Raw genomic sequence first — 12,787 nt, forward strand, 5'->3', positions numbered from 1 at the left:
GCCGGGGCGACAGGGATAGAACCCGCAGGAGGCGGAGCGGGTTCCGCCGCGCGCGGCGAGGTCAAACCGAAAAGTGCGAAAACAACCCCATGCACAGTAGAGATGAGGTTGAGAAACCTCAGGAAATATCGGCTTTACCGAAACGGCTTGCTCCGTCGGGCAAAACATTGGCAGAATGGCATCGTGGGTGCGTGGGCGGGGTGCCTCCTCATCTTCCGTCGTTGCGAGGAGCTCTTGCGACGAAGCAACTCCAGAGTCCCTCTGCGGCAAGATTCTGGATTGCTTCGCTTCGCTCGCAATGACGATGTGGAGAGAGTCCCCGCCTTACGCCCGTTCGTGCCGCGGACGCAGTGCGTAGCCCAGATGAAGCGCAGCGAAATCCGGGTTCTAGCAGCGCGGTGAAACGCCCCGGATTGCGCTTCGCTCGATCCGGGCTACGGGACGGAGCCACGCGGCGCGAGTCGGCTACCTCACGCCGCCTGCGATGTCCGGATCTCGCGCGGCAGGATCAGCGCGGCGGCGATCGCCAGCAGGCAGAGGGCGGCGAAGGCGTGCAGCATGGTGACGAAGCCGCCCTGCTCGTAGAGCCAGGCGACCAGGCCGACCGAGGCGCCGGCCGCGGTGAAGCCGACGAAATAGCGCACCGCATAGGCGCGCGAGCGCCACTCCTCCGTGGTGTATTTGCCGACCATAGCATCGTTCACCGTGACCTGCCCGAACGCGCCCATGACGATGCCGATCGAGACCACGATCAGCGGCAGATTGGACAGGCTCGCGGCCAGGTACAAAAACGGCGCCAGCATGAAGGACAGCGGCAGCGCCACCGTCTTCAGCGAATAGCGATCGAGCAGCCGCCCGATCGTATACTGCGTCATCGCGCCGAACACGTAGACGCCGGCCGCGATGACACCGAGCAGCGCCGGGCTCTTGGTCAGGTCCGAGAGCCGCTCGGCAAACAGCTTTGGCAGCGCCACCGTGACGGCGTTGAAGGTCGTCGAGATCGCAATCACCACGATCAGCAGCGCCAGGATTACGCGCCACATGTCCTGCTTGGCGACGCGCGCCTGCGCCGCCGCCTGCTTGGCACCCTTGCGGTCCTCATGCACGACCGTCAGCGCAAAGGCGATGCCGATCAAGATGGTGAGGACGCCGGGAACGATGAAGGCGAAGCGCCAGCCGAGATATTGGCCGATCACGCCGGTGACCAGCGCCGAGGAGGCAACGCCGAGATTGCCCCAGACGCCGTTGAGCCCCATCTCGCGGCCGAGCCTATCGGCATAGGACACGATCATCGCGGTGCCGACAGGATGATAGATCGAGGCAAAAATGCCGATCGCGAGCAGTGCCGCGCCGAGCTGCGCCGGGGTGTTCGCGAAGCCGACCGCGATCATGGAGGCGCCGATGCCGACGAAGAAGATCAGCATCATGTGGCGACGGCTCCAGCGGTCGCCAAGCCAGCCGGTGAGCAGCGAGCCTGCGCCGAAGGCGACGAAGCCCGGCGTCGCATAGGGCAGAAGTTCCGAATAGGCCATGCCGAGCGCCGGCCCCATGATGATGACGGCGGCGGCAAAGATCAGCATCGCATAATGGTCGATGAAATGGCCGGCATTGACGAAACTGATGACCCGGCTGGGGTTGTTCATACGAATCCTCTCCTGCACCGAAATCAGTTATATGTCGGGCGAATGATGGGATGCCGCCAATGAGTGTCGTCGAAACGCCAATCCTCCGGGAGGTCCGGGGCAACCACCGCTCGACCGCGGGCGTGCACCTGGTCGCGCGCGACTATCCCAAAGGCTTGCGGCTCGATCCGCACATGCATCGCGAGGCGCAGCTGGTCTATGCCGCCAAGGGCACCATGCAGGTGACGACGCCGGGCGGACGCTGGCTGGTGCCGCCGGACCGCGCGGTCTGGGTCCCGGCCGGGCTCGAGCATGCCATCGACCTGCTCGCCGACATCGAGATGCGCACGCTGTATTTCGACCTGCCCTGGCTCAAGCGCGAGCAGCGTTACGAGGGACTGACCAAGGAATTCGTGGTGCGGGTGTCGCCGCTGCTGCATCAGGCGATCCTGGCGCTGTTCGAGGCCCGCAACACCGAGGCGCGAACCGAGCTGCTGGTTCGCCTCGTGATGCTGGAATTGCACCAGGCCGAGGATTCCGCGACCTTCGTGCCGTTGCCGCGCGAAGTGCGATGCCGCCGCGCCGCGATGATTGTGCTCGACGATCCCACCGGCCTGCACGACATCGACACGCTGGCGCGCGAGGTCGGAACCTCCGCGCGCACGCTGTCGCGGCTGTTCTCGACGGAAACGCAGCTCAGCTTCAAGAGCTGGTGCCAGCGCGCCCGCATCGCCGCGGCGATCCGGCGGCTGTCGACCGATGCCAGCGTGTCGGTGAAGCAGCTCGCGACCCAGCTGGGTTATGCCAGCGTGCCGGCGTTCTCGGCGGCGTTTCGCCAAGTCACGGGACGGACACCGAGGGAGTTTGCAACACACTCCGTGTCGTCGCCCGGCTTGACCGGGCGACCCAGTACGCCGAGGCGGCGCGGCTAGAACCGAGAAGCCGCGGCGTACTGGATGCCGCGGTCAAGCCGGGGCATGACAGCGCGGCTTTGGGGTGAGCACTACCCCCCATACGAAAATCCCACCGGCATGCCGCCATTCCTCGACCGCACGGCCCGTCTAAAGATGCCGCATTCCCCTGCTTGATTGTGATCGGCTTCCGCCTAAATCCCATGTAAGCTCCCGCGTCGCACAAACCTGACACGAAAGCCCCGATGGCCAACGCCTTTTTCTCCGACCTGCTCGCCACCATCTCCGAGCGCGGCCGCACCCTGCTTCGCCGCAGCGACGGCTTGGACACCAGACGCGATGCCGCCGGGCTGATCGCGCTTTGTGACGCGCTGCTCTCGGGCCGCGGCGAAGCCTCGGGCACCGCGATGGCGCGCGAGGTGCTCGACCTCTACCGGGAATTGGATGCGGCCGGACGCCGTGCCTTCTTCGAGGCGCTGGTGCGCGATTTCGGCCCGGATCGGGAACGGCTGTCCCGGGCGATCGAGAAATGGCGCGCCAAGCCCACCGACGAAGACGCGAGCTCGCTGCATTTCGCTTCCGAGCCGCGGCGGCAGGAGCTGATCCGCCGCCTCAACCGCGCGCCGGGCGGCACCGGCGATCTCGTCAGCATGCGCGCCGACCTGCTCGGCATGATGAACGGGCACGCCGATCTCGCCGCGCTCGACCGCGACGTCTCGCATCTTCTCTCTTCGTGGTTCAACAGGGGGTTTCTCGTGCTGCGCAGGATCGACTGGTCGACTCCGGCCAACATCCTCGAAAAGATCATCCGTTACGAAGCCGTGCATGAGATCTCCGATTGGGACGATCTGCGCCGCCGCATCGATCCGGTCGACCGCCGCTGCTACGCCTTCTTTCATCCCGCGATGGTCGACGAACCCCTGATCTTCGTCGAGGTGGCGCTGACCGAGACCATTCCGGGGGCCATCGCGCCATTGCTTGCGGTCGATCGCCAGCACCTGCCGATCGAGCGCGCGCGCACCGCGGTGTTCTATTCGATCTCCAACACCCAGCGCGGACTGGGCGGCATTTCCTTCGGCAGCTTCCTGATCAAGCAGGTGGTGGAGGAGCTGCGCCGCGAGCTGCCGAAGCTCGACACTTTCGTGACGCTGTCGCCGGTGCCGGGCTTCATGCAATGGGTGAAGCAGGACAAGGAGCTGCCGCTATCGGACGAGGACCGTGAGATGTTGAAGCGTCTCGACGATCCCAAATGGTTCGAGAACCCTGAGACGACCACGCTGCTCCGCAGCGTTCTGGAACCGCTCGCGGCACACTATTTCCTGAAGGCGCGCACGCCGAAGGGCAAGCTGATCGATTCCGTCGCCCGCTTCCATCTCGGCAATGGCGCCAGGCTCGAGCGCATCAACTGGTTAGGGGACCTCTCGCCCAAGGGCGTGCGCGAGTCCGCCGGCGTCATGGTCAACTATCTCTACCGCCTCGACGACATCGAGAAGAACCACGAAGCCTACGCCAATGACGGCGAGGTCGTGGCGTCGAGCGCGGTGAAGAAGCTACTGAAGGGCGAAGGACGAAGGCTGCTGGATATGCGCTTGTCGTAAGAGGCTTGAGACGGCACGCCCAAAGACGGTGTCATCGCCCGACTTGATCGGGCGATCCAGTATTCCAAGCGCCGGTGTTGAACAACTCGCTCTCGCCACATCGGCCGCGGCGCACTGGATGCCCGATCGAGCCGGGGCATGACAGCGGATTGTGTAGCGCCGCCGTCGCGCCTCAACCCAACTTACTCCGCCAGCGCCTTCATTTCCTTGTAGAGGTCCGACTTGCCTTCGAAGCCGATGCCGGGGAGGTCGGGCATGGTGATGTGGCCGTTCTCGACGCGGACGCCGTCCGGGAAACCGCCATAAGGCTGGAACAGGTCGGGGTAGCTTTCGTTGCCGCCAAGGCCCAAACCGGCCGCGATGTTGAGCGACATTTGGTGGCCGCCATGCGGGATGCAGCGGCTGGGGGACCAGCCGTAGGTCTTCAGCACCTCCAACGTGCGCTGGTATTCGCACAGGCCATAGGACAGCGCGCAGTCGAATTGCAGCCAATCGCGGTCGGGGCGCATGCCGCCGTAACGGATCAGGTTGCGGGCGTCCTGATGACTGAACAGGTTTTCGCCGGTCGCCATCGGGCCCGGGTAGAACTCGGCGAGCGCGGCTTGCAGCGCGTAGTCGAGGGGATCGCCGACCTCCTCGTACCAGAACAAGGGATAATCGCGCAGCATCTTTGCGTAGGCGATGCCGGTCTCGAGGTTGAAGCGGCCGTTGGCGTCCACGGCGAGCTGCGCGTCCTTGCCGATCTCCTTCAGCACCGCCTCGATGCGGACGCGGTCCTCGTCGATTGCCGCGCCGCCGATCTTCATCTTCACGACGTTGTAGCCGCGATCGAGATAGCCGCGCATCTCGCCACGCAGCATCGAGAGATCCTTGCCGGGATAATAATAGCCGCCGGCGGCATAGACGAAGACGCGTGGATTGGCGGTCACGCCGTGACGCTCGGCAAGCAGGCGAAACAGCGGCTTGCCGGCGATCTTCGCCACCGCGTCCCACACCGCCATGTCGATGGTGCCGACCGCGACCGAGCGCTCGCCATGGCCGCCCGGCTTCTCGTTGGTCATCATCGCAGCCCAGACTTTGTCGGGGTCGAGATTGTCGCCCGCGGCATCGAGCAGCGATTTCGGATCGGCTTCGAGAATGCGCGAGGCAAAGCGCTCGCGGATCAGGCCGCCCTGCCCGTAGCGGCCGTTGGAGTTGAAGCCGTAGCCGACGACGCGTTTTCCCTCGCGCACGACGTCGGTGACGACGGCAACCAAGCTCGTCGTCATCTTGGTAAAATCGATATAGGCATTGCGGATCGGCGAGGAGATCGGCTTTGTGATCTCGCGCACGTCGACGATGCGGACGGACATGGGCTTGGCTTTCGGTGGTTGCTGTCGTCATTGCGAGCGAAGCGAAGCAATCCAGACTGTCTCCACGGGAATAGCCTGGATTTGCTTCGTCGCAAGAGCTCCTCGCAATGACGAGGAGAGAGTGTGCTTACTTCTTATCCCGGAAATACGGCTCCACCGGCCCGTGCACCTTGATGGTCAGCGGGTTGCCATAGCGATCCTTGGCGTTGCCGGCGGCGACGCGGACCCAGCCTTCGCTGATGCAGTATTCCTCGACATTGGTCTTCTCGATGCCCTTGAAGCGGATGCCGACGTCGCGCGCCAGGATGTCCGCGTTATAATAGGGGCTGTTCGGGTCGACCGACAGGCGGTCTGGAAATTCGTCGCTCATGATTGTCTCGCTCACAACAGTGTTTCGATTTGATTCCGCAATCCTTCGGGCCGCGCGGTCGGCGCGTAGCGCGCGACCACCTTGCCGGCACGGTCCACCAGGAATTTGGTGAAATTCCATTTGATGGAGGCGCCGAGAAGTCCGGATTGCTGCCGTTTCAGGTACTCATACAGAGGGTGCGCATTGGCGCCGTTGACGTCGATCTTCTCGAACAGCGGGAAGGTGACATCGTAATGGGTCGAACAGAATGCCTGGATCTCGCTCGCTTGTCCCGGCTCCTGCGCGCCGAACTGGTTACAGGGAAAGCCGAGCACCGAAAAGCCGCGCGGCGACAGATCGCGATAGAGATCCTCCAGACCGCGATATTGCGGCGTGAAGCCGCATTTGCTCGCGGTGTTGACGATCAAGAGCACCTGCCCCTCGAAGCGGCGCATCGGCACCTCCTCGCCGGCAAGCGAGTTGGCCTTGAAGTCATAGATGGCAGTCATCGCTAGCCCACGGGATCGATCGGCGACGGCGGCACGCCGCCGGCCTCGATCGCCTCGCCCGCGAGCAGGCACAGATCCTCGCGGTAGCGGCCGGAGACGATGTGCACGCCGACCGGCGCCTTGCCGACGAGACCGGTGGAGACCACGAGGCCTGGCAGGCCCATGAAGGGAATCGCGATCTGCGGCAGCTGCGCTTCCCAGACGCGCTTGAAGGATTCATCGCCCTTGCGGTCGAGATGATCGGGGAACGGCAGCTCGCCAGAGACCGGCGTCAGCAGCACCGCATATGTTTCGAAGAACAGCATCCATTCGCGGGTCAATGTGGCTCTTCGGGTCAGCGCCTTCGCGTAATTCGCCTGGTCCATCGGTGTGACCCTGCTGCGGTTGCCGCGCAGGCACGCCAGCGCGCCGGGATCGCCCTCGCGCTCGGCCATCTCAAGCTGCGCCTCATAGCCATCGCCGAGCCAGAGCTTGATCTGCCACTCGACCGCTTCGCGCATCGGCGGCGTGTCCTCGATGATGTCGACGGTCCAGCCCGCGCGCTCCAGTCGCTTGCCGGCATCGCTCACCGCGGCCTTCACCTCCGGCGCGGTAGCAAGGCCGCCCGGATTGAGGCAGAGCGCGGCGCGCTTCGGCCTGGCCGGGCCTTCCAGCGGCACCGGCACGAACCAGGGATCACGGATGTCGCGGGCCGACATCGCGGCGAGTGAAATTCGCAAGTCGTTGACGGTGCGCGCCAGGGGGCCGGACACGGCCATGATCTGCGGCCCGATCGGGCGCTCCGGCAGCGCCGGATTGAAAGCGGGAATGCGGCCGAGCGTCGGCCGCAGGCCGTGCACGCCGCAGGCATAGGCGGGATAGCGGATCGAGCCGGCGATGTCGGTGCCGTGAGCGATGTGGCCGATGCCGGCTGCAACCGCCGAGCCGGCGCCGCCGGAGGAGCCGCCCGGAGTGAGCGATGCATCGCGGGGGTTCTTGGTGTCGCCATGGATCAGATTGGTGGTGAACCAGCGATAGGAGAAGGCGGGGCAATTGGTGCGGCCGAGCAGGACGGCGCCCGATTTCCGGAAATTGGCGACCACCGGATTGTCCTCGCGCGCGATCACGTCGCGCTGCAGCTTTAAGCCGTTGGTGGTGGCAAAGCCCTCTTGGTCGACATTGGCCTTGATGGTGACGGGCACACCGGCGAGAACACCGGGGTCCTCGCCCCGCGCAATGGCGGCATCGACCGCGTCAGCCTGCTTGAGCACGTCGTCCGGGCGGTGGTCGATCACCGCATTGAGCGCGGGATTGACGGCGTCCAGGCGGGCGAGACCAGCTTGAGCTGCCTCCCTGGCGGACACCTTTTTGGACTTGACGAGAGTGGCGAGGTCGGCGGCCGACAGGCGCCAGAGATCTTGCATGACATGCTCCGTATGACCGGGGTCTTTTAGCGCCGGGAAGGCGGCAAAGCCATGCGGATTTCGCAGGGATGAAGGCCGGCTGCTAGTGCGGATTGGATTGGCCGACCGGGCTGCTCGCGAGCGCCTAATGCCGCGTCGCGGATTGGTCGGGTATGTCCAGCAGCGCCTCGGTGAAGGGAAACTCCAGCACGATTTCCCCGTCATCGTCGGTCACCTCGATGACGGCCTCGAGCAGGGCCGGCTGGGCGCCCTCCGACTTCACCACCTCCAGGATCATCTGGCGGGCGACCTCCCAGGCGCGATCGGGATTGCGCAGATCCTCGCCGTCGGGATCCACGATCAACTCGTCGCCGATACGGGTGTTGAAGAAATATCTGGGCATTACCGAGTTCCAGTTTGGGTCGCCGGTACCGGATTGAAAGCTGCACTGCACTCACAACCGCTTTATCAGGACAGGGTTCGCGACCGAATGCGCCATGCGCAAGGCAGCGTCATCAGAAGTGATGTTCCCCGACATTTTTCGCGGCGCAACATGGACTTCTCGGGAAAATTTCACTGGCGAACTTTTGCGCCCGCATTACTTTAACCGCGGGCGGATACGTCCGATTTCGCGAAAATGGAGAGCCAAAATGGCCTGGAAAGCCCCGAAAATCGTCGAAGTGCCCTGTGGCATGGAAATCAACATGTATGTGAGCGCCACCCGCAAATAAGCGGTAGGCGATTGCGTTCAGCGCAGGTGGATCTTTCGGTCACAATAGGTTGCCGGAAGACACGATGTGTGTCGGCATTCGGTGTCGACCCGAGATCCACCTCGCAGCGTTCCCTCCAGGAGACGGATCATGCTTCGCGTCGTCGTCCTGGGCGCCGCAGCCGGCGGCGGAGTGCCGCAATGGAATTGCGGCTGCGAGGGCTGCCGAGCAGCCCGTGCCAGCGGCCATGAGCTTCAGCGAACTCAGGCGTCGGTCGCCTTCAGCGGCGACGGCGAGCACTGGTTTCTGATCAACGCCTCCCCCGACCTCCGCCAGCAATTGAACGCCACGCCGCAGCTGCACCCGCGGGCAGGCGCGCTGCGCCATACGCCGATTGCGGGCGTGATCCTCACCAACGGCGAAGTGGACGCGGTCGCAGGCCTACTCTCGATGCGCGAGGGCTCGCCTTTCACGGTCTATGCGCATGAGAAGGTGCTGGCGATCCTGAAAGCCAACAGCATCTTCAACGTGCTGAACGAGAAGAACGTGCGGCGCCAATCGATCGGAATCGGCGAGCCGTTCGAGCCGCGGCTCCCTGACGGCGCGCGCTCGGGAATCGAGGTGCTGCCGTTTGCGGTATCAGGCAAATCGGCCTGGTATCTGGAAGGCAAGGCGCATCCCGGCGGGGCGACCGGCGACGGCGATACGCTGGGCCTCAAGATCACGGACAAGGCAACCGGCAAGTGCTTCTATTTCATCGCTGCCTGCGCCGAGGTGACTGACGCGCTCAAGGGCGAGATCGATGGCGCGGCGCTGGTGTTCTTCGACGGCACGGTATGGCGCGACGACGAGATGATCAGGGCCGGGCTCGGCCACAAGACCGGCAAGAGCATGGGCCATGTCGCGATGTCCGGCGACGACGGCGCGATCGCGCGGCTTGCCGATCTCTCTATCGACAGGAAGATATTTCTGCATATCAATAACTCGAACCCGGCGCTGCTGCCCGCTTCACCCGAGCGGAAAGCCACTGAAGAGGCGGGCTGGCAAATACCCGCTGACGGAACGGAGATCGTGCTGTGAATGCCGCGTCACTGACAGGAATGACCGCGCTCTCGATCGGCAAGGACATCAAGCTCAACTCGGCCGAGGAGCTCGAGGCGACGCTGCGCCATATCGGGGCGACGCGCTATCACAGCCTGCATCCGTTCCATAAGCTCTTGCACGGCGGCAAGCTGAACAAGGGCCAGGTGCAGGCCTGGGCGCTGAACCGCTACTATTACCAGAGCACGATCCCCATCAAGGACGCGGTCGTGATCTCGCGCTTTCGCGACCGTGCCACGCGGCTGGAATGGCGCCACCGCATCGAGGACCATGACGGCGATCTCGGTAGCGAGGGCGGCATCGAGCGCTGGTTGAAGCTGACCGAAGGCCTCGGGCTCGACACGGCTTACGTGGAATCGACGGAAGGCATTTTGCCGGCGACGCGCTTTGCGGTCGAGGCCTATGTCCATTATTGCCGCGAGAAGAGCCCGCTGGAGGCGATCGCCTCCTCGCTCACCGAGCTGTTCGCGCCCAACCTGCACGAAGAGCGCATCTCCGGCATGCTGGAGCACTACGACTTCGTCAATCCCGATATCATGAGCTACTTCAAGCGGCGCCTGGCGCAGGCGCCGCGCGACGCCGGCTTTGCGCTCGACTACGTCAAGGCGCACGCCAAGACGCCGGAGCAGCGCGCGCAGGTCTGCAATGCGCTGATCTTCAAAACCAATGTGCTGTGGGTGCAGCTCGATGCACTCTATCATGCCTATGTCGAGGGCCACATTCCGCCGGGCGCCTTCGTGCCCAAAGCGAGCTGAAGAGGAACTGTAATGGCCGGGCCGCGGAACATCAGCGTCAGCGAGGCAAGCCGCCCCGTGCTGCCGCGGCACGCCAAGCTCAAATATGACGAGACCCGAAAGGTCTGGGTGATCCTAGCACCGGAACGGGTGCTGGCGCCGGACGAGATCGCGGTCGAGGTCTTGCAGCTTTGCGACGGCCAGCGCAATGTCGGCGACGTCGCCGATCGGCTGGCGGCGAAATACGCCGCGCCGCGCGAGGCGATCCTCGCCGACGTCATCGTCATGCTCCAGGATCTCGCCGACAAGGGCTTTCTCACTGAGGCCCGGGAGAAGACGCCATGAGCGATGTGCTCGGCAATTCCATCATCCCGCCAGACGCCAGCGACAGCCTCGCGGTGCTGGAGAAGCAGCGCTCGACGGCGGAGACGTTTGGCATTCCGCTCGCGGTGCTGCTCGAGATCACCCATCGCTGTCCGCTGCAATGCCCCTATTGTTCCAATCCGGTCGAGCTCGACCGCGCGGGCAAGGAGCTGACCACGGATGAGTGGAAGAAGGTGTTGAGCGAGCTCGCCGAGATCGGCGTGCTCCAGGTTCACTTCTCTGGCGGCGAGCCGACGGCGCGGAAGGACCTGGTCGAGCTGGTCAAGCACGCGAGCGACGTCGGGCTCTACACCAACCTGATCACCTCGGCCGTGCTGCTGACGCGCGAGCGGCTGAGCGATCTTGCGGATGCCGGGCTCTGCCATGTGCAGATCAGTTTTCAGGGCGTGGAGGAAGGCCTCGCCGATCGAGTCGCCGGCTACAAGAATGGCCACCGCAAGAAGCTGGAAGTGGCGAAGTGGACGCGTGAGCTCGATTTGCCGCTCACCGTGAACGCGGTCATGCACCGGCAGAACCTGCATCAGCTCCCCGACATCATTCAGATGGCGGTCGATCTCGATGCCGACCGGCTCGAAGTCGCCAACGTACAATATTACGGCTGGGCACTGAAGAATCGCGCCGCCTTGATGCCGACGGTGGGGCAGCTCGAGGAATGCACGGAAACCGTCGAGGAGGCGCGCGAGCGGCTCAAGGGCCGGCTTACGATCGACTACGTCGTTCCCGACTATTACGCGCTACGGCCGAAGAAATGCATGGGCGGCTGGGGCCGGCAGTTCTTCAACATCTCGCCCGCCGGCAAGGTGCTGCCGTGCCACGCCGCCGAGAGCATCACCGGGCTCGAATTCGAATCCGTGCGTTCCAATCACTCGATCGCCTGGATCTGGCAGAACTCCGAGGCCTTCAACCGCTATCGCGGCACTGGCTGGATGAAGGAGCCGTGCAAGAGTTGCGAATTCCGCGAGATCGATTTCGGCGGCTGCCGCTGCCAGGCCTTCGCGCTGACTGGCGATGCCGCCAACACCGACCCGGCCTGCGCGCTGTCGCCGCTGCACGAGACCATCTTCAAGCAGGCCGAGCGCGAGGCCGAGGGCGAGACCAACCGCTTCCTCTATCGCAACTTCGCCGGCGGCACTCTGGAATCCGAGAATGGGACCTGACGCCGACGCGGCCGCATCCGCCAAACGTGCCGATCCCTTTGCGCCGCTGACGTCCGACATGCTCGATGTCGGCGACGGTCACGAGCTCTATGTCGAGAGCGTCGGTCGCGCAGACGGCATTCCCGCGGTCTATCTGCATGGCGGACCCGGCAGCGGCTGCCAGCCCGATCATCGCCGCCTGTTCGATCCCGACCGCTTCTGCGCGGTATTGCATGACCAGCGCGGCTGCGGCCGCAGCCGGCCGAAGGGATCGCGCGAGCACAACACGACGGCGCACCTCACCGCCGACATCGAGAAAATCCGCGAGAAGTTCGGCTTCGACCGCTGGATCGTGGTCGGCGGCTCCTGGGGCGCGACGCTGGCGCTGGCGTATGCAGAGGCGCATCCCGAGCGCGTCTCTGGCATCGCGCTGCGCGCGACGTTCCTCGGCACGCGAGCGGAGGTCGAAGCGGCGTTCACGTCGCGCCTGTCGCAGTTCCATCCCGCGCTCTACGAGGATTTTCTCGGCGTGCTGCCGCTCGAAGAGCGCGCGCGGCCGGTGGAGGCCTATTGGCGCCGCATCCTGGATGCCGACCCAGCCGTGCATGGCCCGGCGGCAAAGGCCTGGCACGATACCGAGCGCGTATTGTCCGAGCACAAGCCCGCGAAGACGCGGCTGGACCTCGCATCGCTGAACGTGTGGCGCACGCTGCCGGCAACGCCGTTCATGGAGGCGCATTATTTCGTCAACGACAGCTTCATGAGCGCGGGCCAGCTGTTGCGGAACGCGGGCCGGCTTGCAGGCCTTCCCGGCATTATCGTGCAGGGCCGCTACGATCTGTTGTGCCCGCCTGAGACATCACACGCGCTCGCGAAAGTGTGGCCCGGTTCCGAGCTTCGCATCGTGGAAGAAGCCGGCCATTCGCTCTATGATGCCGGCGTGAGGGACGCGGTCATGAAGTCGATCGCCGACCTCGCATCGAAGACCGCGCGATAACA

General features: G+C 64.5%; 14 protein-coding genes. 8 read left to right on the forward strand and 6 right to left on the reverse strand.

Annotated features, from left to right (window positions below):
• Window positions 1–470: 470 nt before the first annotated feature.
• A complete protein-coding gene (locus IVA98_RS24310; RefSeq protein ID WP_247295997.1) occupies window positions 471–1,643 on the reverse strand; it encodes an MFS transporter in 1,173 nt (390 codons plus the stop codon).
• A gap of 59 nt (window positions 1,644–1,702) precedes the next feature.
• Between IVA98_RS24310 and IVA98_RS24315 the strand changes: the two genes are divergently transcribed.
• Together IVA98_RS24315 and IVA98_RS24320 are read left to right on the forward strand one after the other, a co-directional pair.
• Window positions 1,703–2,554, forward strand: coding sequence for an AraC family transcriptional regulator (locus tag IVA98_RS24315; protein ID WP_247295996.1), 852 nt, complete (start codon window positions 1,703–1,705; stop codon window positions 2,552–2,554).
• A 224-nt stretch (window positions 2,555–2,778) separates the two neighbouring features.
• Entirely contained in the window at window positions 2,779–4,131 is a 1,353-nt protein-coding gene (locus IVA98_RS24320) for a malonyl-CoA decarboxylase (RefSeq protein ID WP_247295994.1), read from the forward strand.
• Window positions 4,132–4,313: 182 nt separating this feature from the next.
• Here the strand turns inward: IVA98_RS24320 and tarD are convergent, their stop codons facing one another.
• The 5 genes from tarD to IVA98_RS24345 all read right to left on the reverse strand — a co-directional run bounded on the left by tarD (window position 4,314) and on the right by IVA98_RS24345 (window position 8,126).
• Window positions 4,314–5,483: a mandelate racemase/muconate lactonizing enzyme family protein gene (gene tarD, locus IVA98_RS24325; RefSeq protein WP_247295992.1), complete on the reverse strand. Its 1,170-nt coding sequence runs from the start codon at window positions 5,481–5,483 to the stop codon at window positions 4,314–4,316.
• Between the two features lie 127 nt (window positions 5,484–5,610).
• Window positions 5,611–5,853: a DUF3297 family protein gene (locus IVA98_RS24330; protein ID WP_212431912.1), complete on the reverse strand. Its 243-nt coding sequence runs from the start codon at window positions 5,851–5,853 to the stop codon at window positions 5,611–5,613.
• Window positions 5,854–5,864: 11 nt separating this feature from the next.
• Window positions 5,865–6,341 (reverse strand): glutathione peroxidase, encoded by a 477-nt coding sequence (locus tag IVA98_RS24335; protein WP_247295990.1) that lies wholly within the window; start codon window positions 6,339–6,341, stop codon window positions 5,865–5,867.
• A 2-nt stretch (window positions 6,342–6,343) separates the two neighbouring features.
• Window positions 6,344–7,744, reverse strand: coding sequence for an amidase family protein (locus tag IVA98_RS24340; protein WP_247295988.1), 1,401 nt, complete (start codon window positions 7,742–7,744; stop codon window positions 6,344–6,346).
• Between the two features lie 124 nt (window positions 7,745–7,868).
• The gene (locus tag IVA98_RS24345) at window positions 7,869–8,126 is read right to left on the reverse strand and encodes a DUF6894 family protein (protein ID WP_028177529.1); all 258 of its coding nucleotides are present in this window, start codon (window positions 8,124–8,126) and stop codon (window positions 7,869–7,871) included.
• A 247-nt stretch (window positions 8,127–8,373) separates the two neighbouring features.
• On the opposite strand from IVA98_RS24345, the gene pqqA reads away from it, so the two are divergent.
• The 6 genes from pqqA (at window position 8,374) to pip (ending at window position 12,785) form a co-directional block, all read left to right on the forward strand.
• Complete coding sequence (gene pqqA, locus IVA98_RS24350) at window positions 8,374–8,454, forward strand: pyrroloquinoline quinone precursor peptide PqqA (RefSeq protein WP_007595659.1); 81 nt, start codon at window positions 8,374–8,376, stop codon at window positions 8,452–8,454.
• Window positions 8,455–8,583: 129 nt separating this feature from the next.
• A complete protein-coding gene (gene pqqB / locus IVA98_RS24355; protein WP_247295987.1) occupies window positions 8,584–9,513 on the forward strand; it encodes a pyrroloquinoline quinone biosynthesis protein PqqB in 930 nt (309 codons plus the stop codon).
• A complete protein-coding gene (gene pqqC / locus IVA98_RS24360; protein WP_247295985.1) occupies window positions 9,510–10,289 on the forward strand; it encodes a pyrroloquinoline-quinone synthase PqqC in 780 nt (259 codons plus the stop codon). The genes pqqB and pqqC overlap by 4 nt, the downstream gene beginning before the upstream one ends.
• Before the next feature lie 12 nt (window positions 10,290–10,301).
• Complete coding sequence (pqqD, locus tag IVA98_RS24365) at window positions 10,302–10,613, forward strand: pyrroloquinoline quinone biosynthesis peptide chaperone PqqD (protein WP_247295983.1); 312 nt, start codon at window positions 10,302–10,304, stop codon at window positions 10,611–10,613.
• Entirely contained in the window at window positions 10,610–11,809 is a 1,200-nt protein-coding gene (gene pqqE, locus IVA98_RS24370; RefSeq protein ID WP_247295981.1) for a pyrroloquinoline quinone biosynthesis protein PqqE, read from the forward strand. Before pqqD ends, pqqE begins: the two co-directional genes overlap by 4 nt.
• Entirely contained in the window at window positions 11,799–12,785 is a 987-nt protein-coding gene (gene pip / locus IVA98_RS24375; RefSeq protein ID WP_247295979.1) for a prolyl aminopeptidase, read from the forward strand. The genes pqqE and pip overlap by 11 nt, the downstream gene beginning before the upstream one ends.
• Window positions 12,786–12,787: the final 2 nt, after the last annotated feature.

The organism is Bradyrhizobium sp. 160, assembly GCF_023073735.1.
Taxonomy (GTDB): domain Bacteria; phylum Pseudomonadota; class Alphaproteobacteria; order Rhizobiales; family Xanthobacteraceae; genus Bradyrhizobium.